At 65.1% G+C, this 21,038-nt stretch carries 18 protein-coding genes; 7 read left to right on the top strand and 11 right to left on the bottom strand.

What is annotated here, in order from left to right; all coding sequences use genetic code 11:
• The first annotated feature begins 324 nt into the window (after nt 1-324).
• The 4 genes from ACIUM1_RS24295 to ACIUM1_RS24280 all read left to right on the top strand — a co-directional run bounded on the left by ACIUM1_RS24295 (nt 325) and on the right by ACIUM1_RS24280 (nt 7,260).
• A complete protein-coding gene (locus ACIUM1_RS24295; RefSeq protein ID WP_406817845.1) occupies nt 325-4,563 on the top strand; it encodes a molybdopterin-dependent oxidoreductase in 4,239 nt (1,412 codons plus the stop codon).
• A 147-nt stretch (nt 4,564-4,710) separates the two neighbouring features.
• Nucleotides 4,711-4,956, top strand: coding sequence for a hypothetical protein (locus tag ACIUM1_RS24290; RefSeq protein WP_406817844.1), 246 nt, complete (start codon nt 4,711-4,713; stop codon nt 4,954-4,956).
• A gap of 282 nt (nt 4,957-5,238) precedes the next feature.
• Nucleotides 5,239-6,591 (top strand): rhodanese-like domain-containing protein, encoded by a 1,353-nt coding sequence (locus tag ACIUM1_RS24285; protein WP_406817843.1) that lies wholly within the window; start codon nt 5,239-5,241, stop codon nt 6,589-6,591.
• A 69-nt stretch (nt 6,592-6,660) separates the two neighbouring features.
• Nucleotides 6,661-7,260: a rhodanese-like domain-containing protein gene (locus ACIUM1_RS24280; protein ID WP_406815029.1), complete on the top strand. Its 600-nt coding sequence runs from the start codon at nt 6,661-6,663 to the stop codon at nt 7,258-7,260.
• Nucleotides 7,261-7,331: 71 nt separating this feature from the next.
• Here the strand turns inward: ACIUM1_RS24280 and ACIUM1_RS24275 are convergent, their stop codons facing one another.
• From ACIUM1_RS24275 to ACIUM1_RS24225, 11 genes are read right to left on the bottom strand one after another with little or no spacing between them, the layout of a single operon-like run.
• The gene (locus ACIUM1_RS24275) at nt 7,332-7,838 is read right to left on the bottom strand and encodes a CAP domain-containing protein (RefSeq protein WP_406815028.1); all 507 of its coding nucleotides are present in this window, start codon (nt 7,836-7,838) and stop codon (nt 7,332-7,334) included.
• A gap of 14 nt (nt 7,839-7,852) precedes the next feature.
• Complete coding sequence (locus ACIUM1_RS24270; RefSeq protein ID WP_406815027.1) at nt 7,853-8,473, bottom strand: hypothetical protein; 621 nt, start codon at nt 8,471-8,473, stop codon at nt 7,853-7,855.
• Entirely contained in the window at nt 8,470-9,129 is a 660-nt protein-coding gene (locus ACIUM1_RS24265; protein WP_406815026.1) for an Mce protein, read from the bottom strand. Before ACIUM1_RS24265 ends, ACIUM1_RS24270 begins: the two co-directional genes overlap by 4 nt.
• A gap of 17 nt (nt 9,130-9,146) precedes the next feature.
• The gene (locus tag ACIUM1_RS24260) at nt 9,147-10,628 is read right to left on the bottom strand and encodes an MCE family protein (protein ID WP_406815025.1); all 1,482 of its coding nucleotides are present in this window, start codon (nt 10,626-10,628) and stop codon (nt 9,147-9,149) included.
• A complete protein-coding gene (locus ACIUM1_RS24255; RefSeq protein WP_406815024.1) occupies nt 10,629-11,750 on the bottom strand; it encodes an MCE family protein in 1,122 nt (373 codons plus the stop codon).
• Nucleotides 11,747-13,105, bottom strand: coding sequence for an MCE family protein (locus ACIUM1_RS24250; RefSeq protein WP_406815023.1), 1,359 nt, complete (start codon nt 13,103-13,105; stop codon nt 11,747-11,749). Before ACIUM1_RS24250 ends, ACIUM1_RS24255 begins: the two co-directional genes overlap by 4 nt.
• Nucleotides 13,102-14,286, bottom strand: a complete 1,185-nt coding sequence (locus tag ACIUM1_RS24245; RefSeq protein WP_406815022.1) for an MCE family protein — start codon at nt 14,284-14,286, stop codon at nt 13,102-13,104. The genes ACIUM1_RS24250 and ACIUM1_RS24245 overlap by 4 nt, the downstream gene beginning before the upstream one ends.
• Nucleotides 14,283-15,311: an MCE family protein gene (locus ACIUM1_RS24240; protein ID WP_406815021.1), complete on the bottom strand. Its 1,029-nt coding sequence runs from the start codon at nt 15,309-15,311 to the stop codon at nt 14,283-14,285. Before ACIUM1_RS24240 ends, ACIUM1_RS24245 begins: the two co-directional genes overlap by 4 nt.
• Complete coding sequence (locus tag ACIUM1_RS24235) at nt 15,308-16,576, bottom strand: MCE family protein (protein ID WP_406815020.1); 1,269 nt, start codon at nt 16,574-16,576, stop codon at nt 15,308-15,310. Before ACIUM1_RS24235 ends, ACIUM1_RS24240 begins: the two co-directional genes overlap by 4 nt.
• 4 nt (nt 16,577-16,580) lie before the next feature.
• Nucleotides 16,581-17,429 (bottom strand): ABC transporter permease, encoded by an 849-nt coding sequence (locus ACIUM1_RS24230; protein ID WP_406815018.1) that lies wholly within the window; start codon nt 17,427-17,429, stop codon nt 16,581-16,583.
• Nucleotides 17,426-18,193 (bottom strand): MlaE family ABC transporter permease, encoded by a 768-nt coding sequence (locus tag ACIUM1_RS24225; RefSeq protein WP_406817842.1) that lies wholly within the window; start codon nt 18,191-18,193, stop codon nt 17,426-17,428. Before ACIUM1_RS24225 ends, ACIUM1_RS24230 begins: the two co-directional genes overlap by 4 nt.
• A 611-nt stretch (nt 18,194-18,804) precedes the next feature.
• Between ACIUM1_RS24225 and stf0 the strand changes: the two genes are divergently transcribed.
• The 3 genes from stf0 (at nt 18,805) to ACIUM1_RS24210 (ending at nt 21,020) form a co-directional block, all read left to right on the top strand.
• Nucleotides 18,805-19,608, top strand: a complete 804-nt coding sequence (gene stf0 / locus ACIUM1_RS24220; RefSeq protein ID WP_406815017.1) for a trehalose 2-sulfotransferase — start codon at nt 18,805-18,807, stop codon at nt 19,606-19,608.
• A gap of 135 nt (nt 19,609-19,743) precedes the next feature.
• The gene (locus ACIUM1_RS24215) at nt 19,744-19,896 is read left to right on the top strand and encodes a hypothetical protein (protein ID WP_406817904.1); all 153 of its coding nucleotides are present in this window, start codon (nt 19,744-19,746) and stop codon (nt 19,894-19,896) included.
• The gene (locus ACIUM1_RS24210) at nt 19,890-21,020 is read left to right on the top strand and encodes a YeiH family protein (protein ID WP_406815016.1); all 1,131 of its coding nucleotides are present in this window, start codon (nt 19,890-19,892) and stop codon (nt 21,018-21,020) included. The genes ACIUM1_RS24215 and ACIUM1_RS24210 overlap by 7 nt, the downstream gene beginning before the upstream one ends.
• The last annotated feature ends 18 nt before the right edge of the window (nt 21,021-21,038 follow it).

Here is a 21,038-nt window from a genome sequence, read left to right as displayed (position 1 = left end):
GAGCTGACGCACGCGGTGAGCTTAGCGAAGACTGTGAATGTCCCGTCGGTTTGGTCAAAAACCCCGTTCCAAGAAGCGCTTCGAGGGCCGTTCTGAGTAACCTCGAGCGAGCCCTGCGGTCAACGATGACCTGCGCTAACGCAACCTTGAGCCGCACATTCCCCCGGCGAATTCACACCAGCGCGTCGGCCGTTGAGAGGAAGAAGTAAACCGGGGGAAATTTCGGGCAGCGATGCCGAAACATGCCTGCTAGACAATGAACCCACCCGATACGGAGCTAACCCGTACGCACGACGGAGGGACGCAAGCGTGGCCAGGGAGTCCATGGCGCCTGAAAACGCCGTGAACACCATGTGCGCTTACTGCGGCGTCGGTTGCGGCATGGTGTTGCAGATCACAACCGATCCGAAAGCGGGGCGGGATCACGTCGCCAGGTCGGTTGGGAACAAACAACATCCAGCCAACTTCGGCCGGCTCTGCACCAAAGGGGCCACCACCGCGGACATGCTCGGCGCGCCGGGCCGGCTGAACTCCGCCTACGCGCGGGCCGATCGAGGCGAACCACTCGAGCCCGTCGACATGGACCAGGCGATCTCCCAGTGCGCGAAGCGGTTACGGACGATCGTCGATCACCACGGCCCGGACGCCTTCGCGATGTATGTGTCCGGCCAGATGTCCATCGAGGCGCAGTACCTGGCGAACAAGCTGACCAAGGGTTTCATCGGCACCAACCAGATCGAGTCGAATTCGCGGCTGTGCATGGCCAGCGCGGGTTCTGGTTACAAGCTCTCGCTGGGCGCCGACGGCCCACCCGGGTCATACCAGGACTTCGAGCGCGCGGACGTATTTTTCGTCATCGGCGCCAACATGGCCGACTGCCACCCGATCCTGTTCCTGCGGATGATGGACCGAGTCAAGGCGGGCGCCAAGCTGATCGTCGTCGACCCGCGCCGCACCGCGACCGCCGACAAAGCGGACTTGTTCCTGCAGATCGCGCCGGGATCGGACCTGGCACTGCTCAACGGGCTGCTACACCTGATGGTCGAGAACGGCCACACTGACCCCGATTTCATCGGCGAATTCACCGAAGGCTGGGAGGTGATGCCCAGTTTCCTGGCGCAGTACACCCCCGACATGGTCAGCGCTGCCACCGGGATTCCAGAAGACGACATCCGCAAAGCGGCTCAAATGATCGGCGAAGCCCCGAATTTCATGAGCTGCTGGACGATGGGCCTCAACCAGAGCACCCACGGCACCTGGAACACCAACGCCATCTGCAACCTGCACCTGGCCACCGGTGCCATCTGCCGGCCAGGCAGTGGGCCCTTCTCCCTGACGGGGCAACCCAACGCGATGGGCGGTCGCGAGATGGGTTATATGGGGCCGGGTTTGCCGGGGCAGCGCTCGGTGGCATCCGAGGACGACCGCGCGTTCGTCGAAAACCTATGGGGCATACCGCGGGGAACGCTGCGCACCGAGGTGGGCAGCGGCACCATCGACATGTTCTCCCGGATGGCCGAGGGGCAGATCAAGGCGTGCTGGATTATCTGCACCAATCCCGTTGCCTCCGTGGCCAATCGGAAGACAGTTCTGGCCGGACTGGAACGCGCCGACTTGGTGATGGCCCAGGACGCGTTCTTCGAGACCGAGACCAACGAATACGCCGACGTGCTGTTGCCGGCGGCCCTGTGGACGGAGTCCGAAGGGGTCATGGTCAACTCCGAGCGGAACATGACGCTGTTCCAGCCCGCGGCGCAGGCGCCCGGCCACGCTCTGCCCGACTGGCAGATCATCGCCCGGGTCGCCTGCGAGATGGGATTTTCCGAAGCGTTCAGCTACAACTCCGCCGAGGAAGTCTTCGAAGAAATCAAGCGGTTCTCCAACCCGAAGACCGGCTATGACCTGCGTGGCGTCAGCTATGAGCGGCTGCGTCAGGGCCCGCTGCAGTGGCCGTGCGCGCCGGAGGGCGGGGGCGACCGCAACCCGATCCGTTACCTCAACGACGGTGTCAGCCAGACGCAGTTGGTCCGCGAGGACGGCAGCGTGCCCCGGTTGGCCTTCCCGACTCCGACGGGTCGTGCGGTGTTCTTCGCCCGCCCGCACCTGCTGCCCGAGGAAATGCCGGACGACGACTACCCGTTCCTGCTCAACACCGGTCGGCTGCCGCACCAATGGCACACCATGACCAAGACCGGCAAGGTCACCAAACTCAACAAGCTCAATCCCGGACCGTTCGTCGAGATCCACCCGGACGACGCCGCCCGCCTGCACATCGTCGACGATGATCAGATCGAAATCGCCTCCCGCCGGGGCCGTGCCGTGCTGCCCGCGGTCGTCAGTGACCGGGTGCGGCCCGGGAGCTGCTTCGCGCCCTTCCACTGGAACGACGCCTTCGGCGAATATCTGTCGATCAATGCCGTCACCAACGATGCCGTCGATCCGATCTCGAACCAGCCGGAATTCAAGGCGTGCGCCGTCACGCTCACCAAGGTCGCCGTCTCTCAACATGTTTCGTTCACCGAGGCACCGGCGCCCACCGACACGCCACGATCCGCGCCCACGGAGGTACGAGAAATCAGCGCGTCACAAGTCGACGCACTCGGCGAATTGCTGGGTGTGGCAACACAACCCAAGCCTGACTTCAACAGGGACGGCCGCGCATACCTGGCCGGCATGCTGTCCGGGCTTCGCTCGGACGCCGGCCGCAGCGCCGGCGGAGTACCGACCCTGCCACTGAATGCGCCATTCGATTCCAGCACCCGGCTATGGGTGGATGGCCTGCTGGCGGGACTGTTCTCCCGCATCGACGGACCCGAACCGGCGGCGCGGCCCGAGGGCGCCCAATCGCCTCCGCTGCCCTCCGCTGAGCAACCCCCCGCCGCGCCGGCGGACGCCAAACCCGCGGCCGAGCGCGCGCCCGTCGTGGTGCTATGGGCGTCGCAGACCGGGAACGCCGAGGAACTCGCCGCCGAGATCGCCGCCCGGTTGGGCGCCGCCGAACTCCCCGTCACGCTGCACAGCATGGACGACTTCCCGCTCGCCGAGTTGGCGGCGACCCGAGAGTTGTTGCTCGTCACCAGCACCACCGGTGACGGCGAAGCGCCCGACAACGGCGTTAACTTCTGGCGGGCACTGACCTCCGACGGCGCGCCGCGACTCACCGGCACCCGCTATGCCGTGCTCGCGCTGGGCGACTCCAACTACGACGACTTCTGCGGTCACGGACGCAAACTGGACGCGCGCCTCGCCGAGTTGGGCGCGACCCGCATCGCCGACCGGGTGGACTGCGAACCCGACTATGACGACCCCGCGGCGAAGTGGATAAGCGAAGTGATCGGCGCCCTGACCCGCAACCCCACGTCCGTCGGCGGGGATGGAAGCGCGGCGGTGGCCCGCACTTCCGCTGTTGCGGTGCCAGCGCGGCCAACAGCGCCGGCACCGAACGGCTACAGCAAAAAGCATCCGCTGATCACCGGCATGGTCCGCAACACCGTATTGAGTCAGCCCGAGTCGACAAAAGACGTGCGGCACTTGGTGTTCGACTTGCCGGAGGGATCCGTGACCTACGAGGCCGGTGACGCCCTCGGTGTGTGGCCGCGCAACAGCGACGAGCTGGTTGACGAATGGCTGTCGGTCACCGGACTGAACGGGCAGACCCCGGTCGAGGTTGGCGAGCACGGCCTGATGTCGTTGCGCTCCGCGCTCACCGAGCGCATCGAGATCGCCCACATCAGCCGGGACATGGTGCGGTTCGTGCAGGAGCGCACGGGTGACTCGACCCTCGCGGAGCTGCTGAAGCCGGAAAACAAACGCGCACTGGCGGATTGGACGTGGGGGCGCCAGTCCATCGACCTGCTGTCCAGGCTTCCGGTGTCAGCATCGGCACACGAGTGGCTGCGGGTGCTCAAACGCCTTCAGCCGCGACTGTATTCGATTTCGTCGAGTCCCAAAGCGTGCCCGGGAGAAGTTCACCTGACGGTCTCACCGGTGCGCTTCAACTTCCAGGGCGTGCCGCGCCGCGGAGTGTGCTCGACCTACCTTGCCGACCGCTCCCCCGGTGACCGAGTGGCCGTCTATCTGCAGCCCTCCCGCAATTTCCGGCCCCCGAGTGACTCCGACACGCCGATGATCATGATCGGCCCCGGGACGGGTATCGCACCCTTCCGCGGCTTCCTGCAGGAACGGCGGGCGCTCGGCCACACCGGACCCAACTGGCTGTTCTTCGGCGAGCAGCACGCCGCCACCGACTTCTACTACCGCGACGAACTCGAGCAGATGCGTGACGACGGGTTCCTCACCGAGCTGGACCTGGCCTTCTCCCGGGACCAGCAGCATAAGGTCTACGTGCAGCACCTGATGCGCAACCGGGGAGCGGAGCTGTGGAGCTGGCTGCAGGACGGCGCCCAGCTGTACGTTTGCGGCACCGCCGACCCGATGGCCAAGGACGTCGACCGGGCGCTGTGCGAGATCGCGGCCGAATTCGGCAGGCTCGACCCGGAGGCGGCGAAGGACTATGTCCAATCGCTGAGCGCCGACAAGCGCTACCACCGCGACGTCTACTAGCGCCCACCTGCCGCTGAACCCGTAACACAGCGGAAACACCGCACACCCGCCGCCGAAACTTCCGCGTCGCACGATGCACTCAAGAGGTCGCGCACCTGAAGGAGTGACGTCGTCGTGGCTCGGGAGTGTGATGGACCCGATCGGGTCATCAAGAACGGCTGCCCCCTGCAATGCCGGCTGCGGTACGGCGGAAACGGCGACGCACCGGTCAATGACCAGGTCGATTGGGCGGGGCTGCCCATCAACCTGGACTTCGCGTTCTCGCGGGCTCAACGCGACAAGGTCTACGCGCAGCATCTGCAGCGCAGACGCGGTACCCAGTTCGGGCCGTGGCGACCCGGCGCCCACGTGTGCGTCTGCGAGATCGCCGACGAATCGCTCACCGGCGGATAGCGACGCCCGCTCAGACCGCCTCACGGCGCTGAGACGCGGCGCGGGCGGGCGCAAAAATCACCGTGGTTGAAATCAGTTGATGCCGCGGCGGCCGATATACCTGCGCACGCCCAGCTGCGCCGACCCGGTGAGCATGGTTTTTGGCAGACGTTCCGCCCGGCAGTCATCGCACGTCGCCGTGCTCACGTAATCAGCTTTCGGGGTACCAGAAAATATGCCGATTGCCGAGAGCCGAAGAACAGCGCACGCCGCCGCCGCGCCGACAACAGGTTGAAAACGATGGTGGACGTGACGATCATCGAAACCTCCGGACTGGGCGACCGCAGTTATCTCATCAGCGACGGCACGGTCGCCGTCGCCGTGGATCCGCAACGAGACATCGATCGGGTGCTCGAGCTGACCGAAGACCTGCGCATCACCCACGTGCTGGAGACCCACATCCACAACGACTACGTGACCGGCGGGCTGGCACTGGCCGACGCGACCGGCGCCCAATACGTCGTTCCCGCAGGGGAAGACGTCTACTTCAACCGGCACGCGGTCGAAGATGGCGACCGGATCGACAGCGGCGGAATCCATTTGGAAGTGCTGCGCACACCCGGACATACCCACCACCACGTCAGCTATGTGCTGCGCGAGGAGTCCGGCGACGCCGTCGGTGTTTTCACAGGCGGGTCGCTGCTCTTCGGCAGCACGGGCAGAACGGACCTGGTCGGCGACCACCACACCGAGGAACTGGCCCGGCTGCAATACCATTCGGTCCGGCGCCTCGCCGACGAGCTGCCTTCGGCGACCGCGATCTATCCCACCCACGGATTCGGCAGTTTCTGTTCGGCTACGCCAGCCGACGGGGACGCCTCCACCATCGGCGAACAACGCCGCAGCAACCCGGCGCTGACCCAGGACGAACAACAGTACGTCGACGAGCTGCTGGCCGGGCTTTCGGCGTTTCCCGCCTACTACGCACACATGGGCGCCATCAACAAAGCGGGCCCCGAACCGGCCGACCTGTCCCCGCTCAAACCGGTAGACGCACAAGAGCTTCACCGCCGGATCGACGCCGGCGAATGGGTGGTCGACCTGCGGAACCGCACGGCGTTCGCGGCCGGGCATCTCCGCGGCAGCTACGGCTTCGAGCTGTCCGGGTCTTTCGTCAACTACCTCGGATGGCTGTACAGCTGGGGCGCACCGCTGACCCTGATCGGTGAGGACGTCCGGCAGGTCGCCGACGCCCAACGTGAGCTGGCCCGCATCGGCGTCGATCGCCTCACCGGCAGCGCCACCGGCGACATCCGCGCTCTGGCCGATGGGGCGGCGCTGCGCAGCTACCGGGTCGCGTCTTTCGAGGACCTCGTCGATGTGCTCGGCGACGGCGCGGTCACCGTCCTCGACGTCCGTCAGCCGCACGAATTCGAGCGCGGCCACGTGCGCGATGCGGTCAACATTGCGTTGCACGAACTACCGGAACGCCTCGGCGAAATATCGCAAGAACGCGAGCTGTGGATCCACTGCGCCAGCGGCTACCGGGCGTCGATCGCAGCGGCGCTGCTCGATCGGCATCAACGCCGTGTCGTGCTCATCGACGACGACTACGACAACGCGGAGAAGATCGACATCACCTCAGGTTCACCATGATTGAAAGGGCGGGTTCTCACCGCGACAGCGGGTAGTGCTAGAGGATGCGCCCACCACGGGAGGTATCACATGAGCGCACCGACCGCCGACGCCATCACGTCGGCTGAGCTGCGCAAGCGGCTCGAGTCTTCCGCCGCTCCGCGCATAGTCGACGTGCGGACACCCGCGGAGTTCGAAACGGCACACATACCCGGGTCCTACAACGTGCCCCTCGACGTAGTGGACGGACATGCTGCTCAGATCGCCCGACTGCTGGAACGGGACCGGGAGGTCGTCTTGGTATGCCGTTCGGGACAACGCTCTACCAAGGCCCAAACGCTGTTGCGGGACGCCGGTTTGACCGGCGGGCGCGTCCTGGAAAACGGAATCATCGACTGGGAAGAGCAAGGCTTCGTCGTCGACCGCGGCACCCAGCGTTGGGAGCTCGAACGTCAGGTGCGCCTGGTCGCCGGGTCGGTCGTGCTGTCTTCCGTGCTGGGCAGTGTCGCGCTCCCCAGGCTCAAATGGGTGGCAGCCGCGATCGGTGGCGGATTGACTTTCGCCGCCTTGACCAATACGTGCGCGATGGCCACGGCGTTGTCCAAGCTGCCCTACAACCGTGGCGCAACATCCGATCCGGAAACGGTTGTGTCCGCGCTCAATACGGTGGCCGCCGAGGCCGCGGGTTAGGCACATCTGTTCGCTGCCGGCAATTCGGTAGCCGTTTCGCGCCATTGCCACCGAACGTTTTCTGCTGCCGCTTACCGCTTCGGCGGGTCCGGCTGGCCGTAGACCGCCACCACCACGGTGCGGTCCACGCTGTTGTCCGACCACACCCCGATGGTGTTGTTGGCGCAGTCGCGGATGATCGCCATGTCGTCCGGGTTGTAATACCACTGGTTGACCAGCTCCAGGCTGCTGATCGCGATCGCCGGGTTGATGGCCACGGTTTCGGCGGCCCTGCCGCGAAAGCCCGCGGCATTGGCCCGGTCTTGCGGCGTGGAACCGTCAGAGCCCGTGTCGCCGTTGATGTTCCGATTGTTGATCATGTCTTCGGCGTGCCATTCGGCGGCAAGCGTGAGCGCATTGTTCCTGACGACGTCGTTCGTGCAGCCCGCCTGGTGCTGCAGGGTATAGACGGCCGAGACCACCGCGCTGTTGAGCCGCTTGTTGTCGGCACGTGCGGCGGGGGCCGCCAAGGTGGCCGCCCCCAACAGCACGACGCCGACGGGCAGGACTCGGGCGCAACGGCGTACGGATGTTTGCATGACGGTTTCTCGGCTCACACCGGGTCGAAGCGCGAGACCAGCCATCGCCCGTTGGTTTTGTCCAGGGTCATCCGCACGACGGGTTGGGTGTCGGTGGGAGCGCCTGCACCGATGGTCACCGTCTGGTCGACGTACACCAGGGCAACGGCGTGGTTCGCGGTGGCCGAAACCGAAGCTGCTGCAGTGACTTTGGCGGTCGATGAGATGTTCTTCTCTTTTGCACCGGGCACGACGACTTGACGCGTCAGCTCGGCATAGGCGTCCTTGAACTCACCGGTCAGCCGTTCGCGTGCCGCGGCGAGGTCCTTGTCCACCGTGTCGGCATGATAGGACAACAACGTGACCGCGTCGTCGCGGGCGGCCTGCACCGATTCGGCGCGCGCCAGTGCGAGATCATCGGCTGCCCCCGCCGACCACTTGAGGTACCCCGCGCCGAGCGCCAATACGAATGCCAGCCCGGGCAATATCCCGTAGCCGAACACCCGCGACCAACCGATGCGACGCTTTTGCCGCTCGGCCTTCGGCCGTGCCTCGGCGGACGACTCGGTGGGTTCGGATTCCCGGTGCGCGCCTTCGGTTGCCGATTTCAATTCACCGGCCGTGTCGACTTTCACGTCCTCCTTCAGTGTCGTCATGGCACGAACACCACGTTGGAGACCTTGGCGTCATCGCCGACCGATCGCACCTCGATTCGCATGCGCCACTCCCTGGGCGCCTCCTCGCCGCCGGCGGTGCGCGACTTCACCGCGACCGCCACCAAAACCTGCGCGGAGTCGCCTCGCTGGGATTCCAGTCCGGCATCGGTAACCGTCCCTTCCGATTTCGACTGTGCAGCCTTGACGACCTCCTCGAACGGCTTGGCCCGCTGTTCGAACTCGTCCCGGAATGCGCCGGTGGCCGAATCGAGGATTCGCTGCACGTCGGCGTCGACCTGGGTGTAATCGATCGTGGTGAGGTTAACCGCGCCCTGACGCGCGGTCGCGACGTACAAGTTCTGCCGCGCCTGGACGTCGTGCCTCTGGTAGGCCCGGTATCCGAGCCAACCAGTCAAGCCCGCCAACGCGACAACGATGGCGGCGCCGGCAATCAACGCCGACCCGACGCGCGACAGCCGCCGCCGCTGGGCAAACTCGCGCCACCGCGCGAGCCGGCCCGAGGATGGACTTTCGGCGTCGTCGCCATCGTCGGTCCGGTGCTGGTCGGCCTCGGCCGTCTCGGTGTCTTCGGCGCCGAGTGCCGTTGGCTCGTCGACGGTTTCCTCCGTTGTGGGGGTGTCAGGTCTGTCCGCCATGGTGCTCCTTCAAACTGTCAGGGTTGCGGGACAAGTAGTTGTTGCCAGTTCTTGGCCCGCGGGTGGGCCAGGTCGGATTGGGTATAGCGGCGGCCGTCGGGCCCGATGTAGTCGCCGGTGGCCGGGTCATAGGTCGCGACAGCGGGCGGCGGGGGCGGCGCGGCCGGCGCCGGCGCGGTGCCCCGCGGCGGTGGCAGCCGCGGATCTTGGCCCGGTGGATAAAGCGGCACGCCCTGACCGCTGGTGGTGGCGTTCGGGTCGCCCTTCCAGTTGTAACCGTCGTTGAGCGGCACGTACTCCTCATCGCTTTCGCACAGCTCTACCGTGGGCGCCCTCTTCCATGGCTTGCTCTCACACGGAATGTTCCGCACGCCACGGACATTGAACTCCGAGTCCTGCGGCACCCGGCAAAACAGATCCGCGGCCGGCCGGTCCGGCGCGTCGACGCTGGCCGGTGAGCGGCGCTGCTGCGGCGGCAGGTAGCCGGTGGTGCAGGGCGGCGGCAGGTTGAGGTTGAGGTTGAAGTCCAGCTGGGCGCCCCGGTACTCCTGCTTGGTGTTCGAGCTCGGCACGATGATGGCCGCCATGGCCGCGATGCCCTGCGGGAGCAGCACCAGGAGCTGCTCGATGTCGTGGCGGTAGACGACGGCGATGTCGCCGAGGCTCACCAGATTGGCGAACAGCACCGGCAACGCCGGAGTCACCCGGTCCAGCATCGCGCGGCCTTCCTCGACGCCGGAAGTCCCCTGCGTCAACAGATCCCGCACCGCGGCGTCCTGAGCCTTGAATTGCGCCATGATGGCCGCGGTGTGGCCGGCCCACGTGGCGATCGCATCCGACGTCTGCACCTGCGAGTCGAGTACCGCCGGCGCCTGATCGATGAGGGCGGCAAGCGGGTCGACGGTGCGACCACCGGCGATGGCCAGCGCGGTCGACCCGTCGACGATGCGGGATAGTTCCGGCCCGAGGCCACCGACCGCGCGATTCGTCTCGTCGATCACGGTGCGCAGGTTGTCGCGTGGAATCGCTTGCAGTGCGCGGTTCGTCATGTCGAGCAAGTGCCCGATGTCGACGGGCACGTCGACATGTCCGGCGGTGATGACGTCACCGTCACGCAGCGTTCGGGCATGTTCGCCGCCCTGGCCGGGGCGTGGCGTCAGCTCGATGTACTGCTCGCCGATCGCCGAGCGACTGTGCACCGACGCCTGCACGTCGGAGGGCACCTTGACGCCCGATCTCATGGCCAGCACCGCGCGCACCCTGGTGGCGGTGACGCCGACCGACTTGACCTGGCCCACATCGGTACCGCGGTAGGTGACCACCGAGGTCTCGTAGAGCCCACCCGATTGCGGCAGATCGACGGTGACCTTGTACTCGCCGATCCCGAACAACGTGGCCGGCAGCTTCATGAAATTGAATGCCATTGCGCCACAGGAAACGACGGTCACCAGCGTCAGGATTGACAACTGGATCCACGTCCGCCGATTCAACCGAAGCATTCAGTATCCCCCGAAATGGTATGGATAGGTCAGCGGGTTTCCCCCGGTGACCGGGCTCGGCTGCATGCCGATGGTGCGGCCCCACTGCAGTTCGAGTTGGGTGAGGTTGCCTTCCCATCGCGATCCGGTGAACAGCCCCTGGTCGATGCGGCTCAGCGTCAGGTCGACGACCAGGGTGAGGTTGGCGTAGTCCCCGCGGAACCAGTTGCGCACGGTGGATGCCGGCCATGGATAGGTCACCAAACCGTCCAGGCCCTTGGTGAGCGAAGGGCCGGCATCGGCCAGCGACCGCAACACCGGTGCGATGTTGCGCAGGTTGTTCACCAGAGACTCCCTGCTCTGGTGGATGGTGTCGGCGGCGATCGCGCTGAATTTGCCGACCTGATCGATCGTGTCGGCGATCTTCGCGCGCTCCTTGGCCAAGACGTCCAGCGCCTTGGGCACCGACGTCAGCGCTTTGTCCACGACGGGGTCGTTGGCCGCGATCTGCCCGGCCAACCCGTTGAGATTCTCCGCGGCCGCGATGATGTCGTCGGTCTGGTCGTTGGTTTTGGCGATGAACTCGTCGATCTGGCTGAGCAGGCTGCGCATGTCGTTCTCACGTCCGGCGAATGCTTTGGCCACCGCCTGGGTGATCTCCTGCAGCTGGCCGATTCCCCCACCGTTCAAAAGGATTGACACCGACGCCAGCGTCTGCTCGGTGGTGGGATACAGGCTCGCCCGCGACAACGGGATGACCGATCCCGCCATGAGCTGGCCGACCGGTTGCTCACCTTTGGGTGGCGCGAGTTCGATGTGCATCGAACCGAGCAGGCTGGTCTGCCCCAGCTTGGCGGTCGCATTGGCCGGCAGGTGCACGTCGCCGTTGATCCGCATGGTGACCAGCGCATGCCAATCCTGCAGCTCGATCTTGGTGACGTTGCCGACGTTGACATCGTCCACCCGGACCCGGGTGTTCTCCTGGATGGTGACCACATCGGGCATCTGCGCCTGGATCGTGTACGAGTTGGGTCCCCCACCCGCGGTACCGGGCAGGCTGAACGAATTCAGGCCGCGCCAGCCACACGCCGACACCGACGCTACGCATATCAGGCCGAGGAGAACGGCTACCGGGCGTCTCATGACGGCCCCGTCGGAAGCATCAGGTTCTGCAGCACCTCGATCGAGTTGGACGTGGTGTTCGGCGCCGGCGCGGGTGCCGGTTGCGGCTGATCGGCGAGTGCTGGCTGCCCGGGAGGCGGCGGCGGTGCGCCATCCGGCGGGGAAGGCGCATCGGGCGGCTGGGCTGCTTGCGGGGGCGTGTACCCGGGCCGTAGCCAGTCCTCGCTGTAGGTGATCTCGCTGGGCCGGGCCTGCGTCCCGACGAACGGGTTGATGCCCGCCGGAATGTAGTTGTAGATCCGGTTTTTGATGATCGGGTTGAGGTACTGCAGGCACAGTTTCGACACCCGGGCCAGCCTCGCCCGTGACGCCGCCTCGATCGAGCTGCAGATGAACTGCGGGATATCGGCGAAGTTGTTCAGGGCCAGGATTCCGGTCATCGCGCTCTGGGCCGGCTGGTAGATGTTCAGGAAGTTCTGGAACACCGTCGGCGCGATGTGCAGGATCTGCTTGATGTCACCGCGGCTGTCGTTGAGCGCCGTTGTGATGGAACCCAACCGATCGAACGTGACACCCGCCGCTTCGCGGTTCTCGGCGAGGAAATCCCGCACATCGGTGAGCGCCCCGTCCAGCGACTTCACCGCGTTGCCAACTTCGTTGGGCGTGTTCGACAACAGTGTCGTCACGCTCGCCAAGTTCTGGTTGAACGAGGCCAGCAGGTCGCTGCTGGAGTACAGCGCGGACACCAGCAGCTGCAGATTACGCACCGTGCTGAAGATGTCATCGGCGTGATCGCCGAGCGCCGAGGTCGCCTCGGAGAGCTTGAGTACGGTGTCTCGCGCGGTGTCTCCCTGACCGCGCACGTTGTCCGCCGCCGAGTCGATGAGTTCGCCGACCGAGTTGACCCCGTCCGGGCTGGTGGGCTGCAGGGCATCGGTCAGCTTTTCCAGCTGCTTGCGAAAGTCATCCCATTCCACCGGAACCGCGGTGCGGCTCAGCGGAATCGACGACCCTGCGCTCAGTTTGGGTCCGCCGGAGTAGGCCGGGACGAGTTGGATCGCCCGCGAGGTCACCAGCGAGGGCGACAGGATGGCGGCGCGGGCGTCGGCAGGGATCGAATACTGCTTGTCGACCGAGAACGTCACCTTGGAGCTGGCGGGCTGGGGCTCAATCTTGTCCACGACGCCGACGGCGACCCCGAGGATGCGAATCTCATCACCGACGAACAAGCCATTAGCCTCCGCGAAATAAGCGGTGTAGACGTTCTTTTCAACGTCTTTCCACAGCTTGTTGCCGACCAGAAAAGACGCCACGGCCAGCGTCAGGATCAGGCTGGCGGCGGTCACTTTGCGCAGGGCGCCTCGACTGATGATCATGGCGAATCGAAATCGTGCGGTGAGGGCGGCGGAACGGTACGGATGGGCGGCGTCGACGGTGGGGGCGATGGTGGCTGAGACCACAGCGGCACAGGCGCGTTCTCCGGCGGCACGGGCGGGGTGCCGGTGGGCGGGTCGACCGCTTCCGAGGGCAGCTTCTGGTTGGGGTCCAAGAACCGGTCATACATGTCCGCGTCGAGTACCGGTCCCCCGATCTGGCCGGGAACCAGGTTGGCCACGTAGGCCTTGAAAAACGGTCCGGATCCCAAGCATTCGCCGAAGGACATCGCGTAGCGCTTGAACTTGGGCAGCGTCTTCTGGATGTCTTCCTTGCGGTTGTCCAGGATTTCGAGCACGCCGTTGAGCTTGTCGAGGGCGGGCTTGAGCTGGGTCCTGTTGTCGTTGACCAGGCCGGAAATCTGGTGCGAGACCGCGGTGAGGTTGTTCATCAGGGCGTCCAGGGAATCTCGCTCATCGAGCAGCGCGGCCAACAGGGCGTTGGAGTTGGCCACCAGTCCCGCGATCTGCCGGCTGCGCTTGCCCAGCACCGTCGACACCTTGTTGGCGTTGCCGAGCAGGCTGCGTAGCTGCGCGTCACGTCCGTCGAGGGTGTCGGAGAACCGGGCGACGCCCTCCAAGGCTGGCCGCAGGTTGGACGGCGTCGCCTTGAGGGTGTCGGCCAATGTGGTGAGGGCCGTGGACAGTTGGGCGGTGTCCAGCCCACTGATGGTGGTCGTCAAATCGCCAAGCGCGTCGGGCAGCTCATATGGCGAGGTGGTGCGCTGCAGTGGAATGGTGCCCGACAACCGTCCGCTTCCGCGCGGCGTCAGCTCGAGCATCTTGGCGCCCAGTATGGTTTCGGTCTTGATCGCCGCCTCGGTGCGGTCACCGAGATCGACGCCCTTGCGGACGGTGAAGCCCACCCGCACCTTGGTGCCCTCCAGGCGAAGGTCGGAGACCCGGCCTACGCCCATGCCCGAAACCCGCACGGTGTTACCAGGTTTGATGCCACCAGCTTCGGAGAAGTACGCTGCGTAATCATCGGTGTTCTTGATGAACGGCAACTTGTTGTACTGGAAGGCCACGATGGTCACGCAAGCCAGGATGACGGTTCCCATCACGCCCAGCACGAAAGGGTTCCGCCGCTCGGCCGATTGGACCTTGGGGGTTTTCAGCTTCATCGCGGTGTGCACCGCCCGCTGGGCTGGCCCAACAGCTTGACGAAGATCGGGTTGCCCCCTTTACCGTTCAGCTTGAGCAATACCTCGCAGAAGTAGAAACCGAAGTAGTCACCGTTCAGGCCCTGCCGGGCGAGCACCTGGTAGATGTCCGGCAGATCTTTGAGCAGTTTGTCGACGTACTCTTTGTCGGAGAGCACCTGCCCGGACACGCGATCCGTCTGGTGCACGACGTCTTTGATGGGTTGACGGGACTGGGCGAGCAGATCGGTGATCGACCCCGCGGCCGCATTGATGTAGGCGAGCCCGGTCGAGATGTCGTTCCTGCGCTGGGCCAGGCCGTCGACCAGTTGGGACAGCTTGTCCACGCCGTCGGAGAACTCACGATCGCGGGTGGCGAAGGTGTGCAGCACGGTGTTCAGGTTGGTGATCAGCTGGCCGATCAGCTCGCTGCGCCCGGCCAGGGTCGAGGTCAGTATCGAGGTCTGCGACAACACCGACGCCAGCGTCCCGCCCTGACCCTGAAAGATCCGCAGCAGTTGACCGGACAGTGCGTTGACCTGATCGGGGTCCAGCGCGCGGAACAACGGACGGAAACCACCGATCAACGCGTCGAGATCGAGCGCGGGCGACGTCCGGGCCAGCGGGATGGTCGCCCCAGGCGGCAGCCGCCGTGGTGACCCCGCACCCTCCTCGAGCGCGAGATAGCGGTCGCCGATCAGGTTTTCATAACGCACGACGGCCTTGGTGCCCTCGCTCAGCCGAACGCCTTTGTCGACTTCGAAGTCGACGGTGACCGTGCCGTCGCGGTGCAGGCTCAGGTCGCCGACCTTGCCGACTTCCACCCCGGCGATCCGCACGAAGTTGCCCGACTTCAGACCGGAGATGTTGGTGAAGATCGCGCGATAGCTGGAGCGGTCCTCGAACCGCAGCTGTCCGAACACCGCGATGAGCGCGAAAGTGAACAGCAAGCAGACCGTCGTGAAGATCCCGACGCGTAGGATGATGCTGGATAATTTCCTTCTCACGGCGGCGGCTGCCCCCCGCGCCAGAAGTAGCGAGGACCTTCCGGGGGGTTCTTGGTGGTCGGGAACCAGTTGGCCCACCATGGATTACCCGCCGCGACATTGGTCCGGATCTCATTCGGGGCGGCACCCCATCCGGTATCGGTGACCAGCGCCCGCACCGGGAAGTTCGCGCTGGGGTCCGGTAGCGAACCGCAGCTCGGCTTGCCGCCCGGCCCGCCGGTGGCGTTGACCTTGGGCAGGTGTTTCGGATAACGGTAGGGGTCGTCGCCGAATAACAGTGCCGCGTCAAGGATCACGGAATAACCGTTGCCGCCCAAAGCGTCTCGACCGCCATGGTCGACATACCATTGCGCACCCTGGAACAGGCACGTATAGGTCGGAGAATACTTTTCCAGCAGCGCCATGGTCGGGTCGAGGAGGTTCATGGACCGCACGATGTTCGACTCGTTGCGGCCGATCACGTTGATGCCGGTCTGGCTGAATCCGATCGCGGACAGCAGCAACGAATCCAGCGAGCGCTGGTCCTCCGTGATGGTCGCGCTCGTCGTCGTCGCCGAGTCCAGAATGGACAGAATGTTTTGCGCCGCATCGGAATATATGGCGGTCGTCTTGCCGAACAGCTGCCAGTCCTGGTGGATGGTCTCCATGCGCGGGTTGACGGTGAGCAGCACGTTATTCGCGTCGGTGATCGCCTGTCCGATCCGGGCACCCTTGCCGCGCACCGATTGCGCGAAGGCCGACAGGATCGCGTTCAGCTTTGCCGGGTCGAGCGCCTGGACCACCGACTGCAGATTCTCGAAGACGGTGTTGACTTCCACGGTGACGTTGCGCGAGTGCAGCAGCGAACCGGGCTTCAGCGATGTGGGGCTCGGGTGGTCGGGAACGATCAGATCGACGTACTTGGAGCCGAAGGCCGTGGTGGATTTGATCTCAGCCTCGAGGTTGCTCGGCAGGTACTTGAAGGCATCCGGTTGGATTTTCAGCTGCAGCCGAGCCGTCTTCACGTCGGTGCCGATCGAAGCGACCTGGCCTACCTGGACGCCCCGCAGCTTGACCTTGGCGCCGTCTTCCATCACCAAGCCGGCGCGGTCCGACACCAGCGTGAGCGGCACGAAGGCCTGAAATTTGCCCGAGAACGAGGCCGCGGTCATCGCGATCAGGCCACCGATCAGGATGAATAACGTCGGCGCCCACCAGATCGGGTCAATCTTGCTGTGGCGGGTCCTGTTTCGCTGGAATGCCCTGTCGGCTTTGTGAGTACTCATCCGGTCATCCCGACAGGTTGAAGTTGCCGGACTGTCCATAGACGGACAGCGAGATCATCAGGCACACGAACGCCGTGACGATCATCGACGAACGCACCGACCGACCGACCGCTTCCCCGACGCCCGCCGGACCGCCCGTAGCGGTGAAGCCGTAGTACGTGTGCACGACCATCACCCCGGCTGCCATGGTCAGCGCTGCCAGGAACGACCAGAACAGGTCGGTGGGGCGCAAAAAGGTGGCGAAGTAATGCTCGTAGACGCCTCGCGACTGCCCGTACACATAGATCGTGAGGAACTTCGCCGCGACGAACGACATCAGCACGGCGACGGCGTAGAGCGGGATGACGACCAGGATTCCGGCGATGATCCGGGTGGACGCCAGGTAGGTGACCGCGCGGATGCCCATGACTTCCAGCGCGTCGATCTCCTCGTTGATGCGCATCGCGCCCAGCTGTGCGGTCGCGCCCGCACCGATCGTGGCGGCCAACGCCAGACCGGCGGTGCAGGGTGCGATCATCCGGACGTTCAGAAACGCCGATAAAAACCCGGTCAGCGCTTCGACGCCGATGTTGGACAGCGTGTCGTAGCCCTGCACCGCGACGAGCGCTCCGGTGGTCAGCGTGAGAAAACCGATGATGCCCACCGTGCCGCCGATGACGGCCAATGCGCCTGTACCCATGCCCATCTCGGCGATCAGCCGCAGCAGTTCTCCGGGGTATCGCCGTATGGCGTCGACGGTGGCGGTCAGCGATTGCCCGTAGAACGCGGTCTGTTCACCCAGCTTGCGGGTGGAATCGGTGAGCCGGGGGCCCAGGGTGACGAACCACGACGGTTCGCGTGCGGCATCGGTCATTTGGCCGTCACCTTCACGCCGAGCGCGGTGGTCAGGATGTTGATGAAGAACAAGGCCATGAAGGAGAAGACCACGGTCTCGTTCACCGCGTTGCCGACGCCGGTCGGGCCACCGCCCACCGCCAAGCCCTTGTAGCAGGCGATCAGCCCGGCGGAGAGCCCGAACAGGGTCGCCTTGATAAGGGAGATCACCACCTGTGGCAGCCCGGTGACCAACGTCATGCCCGCGACGAACGCACCGGGCGTCACGTGCTGGACGAAGACCACGAAGATGTAGCTGCCGGTCAACCCGGTCACCGCCACCACCGAGTACAGCAGGACCGCGACGAAAGTGGCCGCGATGATACGCGGAACCACCAGTGCCTGAATAGGATTGACGCCGATCACCTTCATCGCGTCGATCTCCTCGCGGATGGTGCGGGCGCCGAGATCCGCGCACATGGCCGTCGAGCCGGCACCCGAGACGACCATCGCCGTGACAACCGGTCCGACCTGGGTCACCGAGGCCAATCCGGCACCGGCACCAGAGAGATCACCGGCGCCGATCTCGACGAGCAGGATGTTGAGAACGAACACGATCAGCACCGTGTAGGGAATCGACAACATGATGGTCGGAAAAATGGAAACCCGTGCGACAAACCAAATCTGTTCGAGAACTTCGCGCCACGCCCACGGCCCGCGCACCGCCGCGACCAATGCCTCGGCGCTGAGCAGAAAGAATTGGCCCAGCGCGTTCATGGGCTTCGCGAGGGTCGACGCGTTCACGCTGCTTGCCCAACTCACTGGCGGTCCTTGGTTCAACCCGACCCCCAATTCCGTAACAGCGTTTATGCGTTCGTAATTCGCTGCTCCAAAGCAAACGGCACCGTTTACCTGCGCCACGCTGTTTCAGCGCATAGATGAAGGAATGTACGGGCAAAGCGATGCCCGACGTCAGGTTTGCGATCAACAAGAAGAAATGTGGGTATTGCCCACGGAGGCACAGTTGATATTTCTATCGCCCACGGACATCCGGCAGACCACTGACCTGCCAGGTGCGTTGCGGCCGGGCAGACGACGCCGCCGCAGGGCGGCGGTGGGCCGACGGGCCGGCGCCCCCTTTTTTCGGTGGCGCACGCAGTCCGGGGCGCCGTCCGTCGGAAAGGTCCGAAACCGACACGGGCGCAGCACTTCTCAACGCGACACGGTATGCGTCGCTTGCGCGGGCTTCCGTCCGCTCCGAAACCAGATGAGCACCCACGGCCACCGTCCCGTTCGGCTGTCGTCGCCGAACGCCACAGTTCGGATTTGTCCGTTTTCATGCAAGGGTTTGCTTCAGCCTGACCGTAATCACGCTAGCCCGAATAAGAGATGACGGTTCTGGATACACTCTGCCGGTGACAAGTAGCCCGTCGTCATATCTGGTGTTGGCGTCACAGCGCAGCGGCAGCACGCTGCTGGTTGAGTCGCTGCGCGCCACCGGCGTGGCCGGGGAGCCGCAGGAGTTCTTCCAGTATCTCCCGTCCACCAGCCAGTCTCCGCAGCCACGGGAGTGGTTTGCCGGCGTCGAGGACGAGTCGATCCTGAGCCTGCTTGATCCGCTGGACGCCGGGACGCCGGACCTGGCGCCGCCGGAGATCTGGCGCGCCTACATCCGCACGGTCGGACGGACACCGAACGGGGTGTGGGGCGGCAAACTGATGTGGAACCAGACGCCGCTGCTGCTGGACCGCGCGAAGAACCTGCCGGATCGCAGCGGTGACGGCCTGCTGGCGGCGATCACCGACGTGGTGGGCGAGCAGCCGCTGCTGATTCACGTCTACCGGCCCGATGTGGTTTCCCAGGCGGTGTCGTTCTGGCGGGCGGTGCAGACGCGGGTCTGGCGGGGCAGGCCCGATCCGGCCCGCGACGCGCGCGCCACCTATCACGCCGGAGCAATCGCCCACGTCGTCACCATGTTGCGCGCGCAGGAAGAGGGCTGGCGAAACTGGTTCGCCGAAGAAGACATCAAGCCGATGGACATCTCGTATCCGGTGTTGTGGCGCAACCTGACTCAGGTGGTGGGATCCATTCTCGAGGCGTTGGGGCTGGACCCAAAACTGGCGCCCGACCCGGTCCTGGAACGCCAGGCCGACCAGCGCTCCGACGAGTGGGTGGACCGCTACCGCGCCGACGCCGAGAAGTACGGCCTGCCAACCTGATCGACCGCCAGACCTAAATTCAGCGCGAGCCAATCAGTTGGCTGTGACGCCCGATAACGCCACCATTCGGGTCGACGGGTGCGGCCGACAGTTGCCGCCACAGGCGCTTGAGGAGCGGTCATCGTGGGTGAAGGCGTGCCAACTGACGGAAAGGACCCGGACACTCCGTACGGGCCGGACTGGGCGGCCCGGCTCGGTTCGGTGTCGGTGGACTGGTGGGCGACCGCGGTGGCGGGTGTGATCGTCGCATTGGCCGTGGCTGACGTGCTCCCGAAGATTCCGTGGTGACCGGCGTGAGCACGGTGCGCGTGGAACCCGACGAAACGTCGGCCGAAGCCACCTTCATTAGCACCCGCCCGCTCGACTATGCGCCCGGCATCCTGCTCCTGGTCGGCGTGGGGGTGCTGGGCAAGTACGCCCAGATCTGGTGGAACACACTGGCCAAACACGAGCACTGGACCGTGCCCGACATCGAATATGTGTTGTGGGCGATCGTGATCGGGTTGCTCATCACCAACACCATCGGCCTGCATCCGATCTTTCGTCCCGGTGTGCTGACCTACGAATTCTGGCTCAAGGCCGGGATCGTGGCGCTTGGTTCGCGATTCGTGCTGGGCGATGTCGCCAAACTCGGCGGGATCAGCCTGGTGCAGATTCTGGTGGACATGACCATCGCCGGAACGATCATCATCGTGGTGGCACGGGCGTTCGGGTTATCGGGCAAGCTCGGTTCGCTGTTGGCGATAGGCACGTCCATCTGCGGGGTGTCGGCCATCGTGGCGGCCAAGGGCGCGATCCGGGCCCGCAACTCCGACGTCAGTTACGCGATCGCGGCGATCCTGGCGCTGGGAGCGGTGTCATTGTTCGTGTTGCCGCCACTAGGGCACGCGATAGGTCTCAGCGACCACGAATTCGGTTTGTGGGCAGGGCTTTCCGTGGACAACACCGCCGAGACCACCGCCACCGGATATCTGTACTCCGACCATGCCGGCAAGATCGCGGTGCTGGTGAAGTCGACCCGCAACGCGCTGATCGGGTTCGTGGTGCTGGGCTTCGCGCTGTTTTGGGCGGGACGGGGGGAAGCCGACGAAATCGCGCGGGGCGCCAGGGCGAAGGCCGCGTTCATCTGGAACAAATTCCCGAAATTCGTGCTCGGCTTCCTGGTGGTCTCGGCGATCGCCACCGCGGGCTGGCTGACCAAGGGTCAAACCGCGAACCTCGCCAACGTCTCGAAATGGGCGTTTCTGCTGACCTTCGCCGGGGTGGGACTCAACACCGATATCCGTCAGATCGCGCGCACCGGGTGGCGTCCGCTGGTGGTCGCGGTCATCGGGCTCACGGTCGTCGCCATCGTCTCGCTCGGCATCGTGCTGTTGACGTCACGCGTATTCGGTTGGGGCGCAGGGACCTAAGGGCTCAGCGCCCCCGAC

Origin of the sequence: Mycobacterium sp. M23085 (assembly GCF_045343915.1) — a bacterium.
In the GTDB taxonomy this organism is placed as follows: Bacteria; Actinomycetota; Actinomycetes; order Mycobacteriales; family Mycobacteriaceae; genus Mycobacterium.
This window is presented reverse-complemented; position numbering and strand designations above follow the sequence as displayed.

Excerpts from the sequence above, each read along its gene's own strand:
- ACIUM1_RS24265 (WP_406815026.1), bottom strand. The coding sequence starts at position 9,129 with ATGGCGGACAGACCTGACACCCCCACAACGGAGGAAACCGTCGACGAG.
- ACIUM1_RS24295 (WP_406817845.1), top strand. The coding sequence starts at position 325 with ATGGCGCCTGAAAACGCCGTGAACACCATGTGCGCTTACTGCGGCGTC.
- ACIUM1_RS24280 (WP_406815029.1), top strand. The coding sequence starts at position 6,661 with ATGAGCGCACCGACCGCCGACGCCATCACGTCGGCTGAGCTGCGCAAG.
- ACIUM1_RS24270 (WP_406815027.1), bottom strand. The coding sequence starts at position 8,473 with ATGACGACACTGAAGGAGGACGTGAAAGTCGACACGGCCGGTGAATTG.
- ACIUM1_RS24250 (WP_406815023.1), bottom strand. The coding sequence starts at position 13,105 with ATGATCATCAGTCGAGGCGCCCTGCGCAAAGTGACCGCCGCCAGCCTG.
- ACIUM1_RS24275 (WP_406815028.1), bottom strand. The coding sequence starts at position 7,838 with ATGCAAACATCCGTACGCCGTTGCGCCCGAGTCCTGCCCGTCGGCGTC.
- ACIUM1_RS24235 (WP_406815020.1), bottom strand. The coding sequence starts at position 16,576 with ATGAGTACTCACAAAGCCGACAGGGCATTCCAGCGAAACAGGACCCGC.
- ACIUM1_RS24255 (WP_406815024.1), bottom strand. The coding sequence starts at position 11,750 with ATGAGACGCCCGGTAGCCGTTCTCCTCGGCCTGATATGCGTAGCGTCG.
- ACIUM1_RS24260 (WP_406815025.1), bottom strand. The coding sequence starts at position 10,628 with ATGCTTCGGTTGAATCGGCGGACGTGGATCCAGTTGTCAATCCTGACG.
- ACIUM1_RS24245 (WP_406815022.1), bottom strand. The coding sequence starts at position 14,286 with ATGAAGCTGAAAACCCCCAAGGTCCAATCGGCCGAGCGGCGGAACCCT.
- ACIUM1_RS24230 (WP_406815018.1), bottom strand. The coding sequence starts at position 17,429 with ATGACCGATGCCGCACGCGAACCGTCGTGGTTCGTCACCCTGGGCCCC.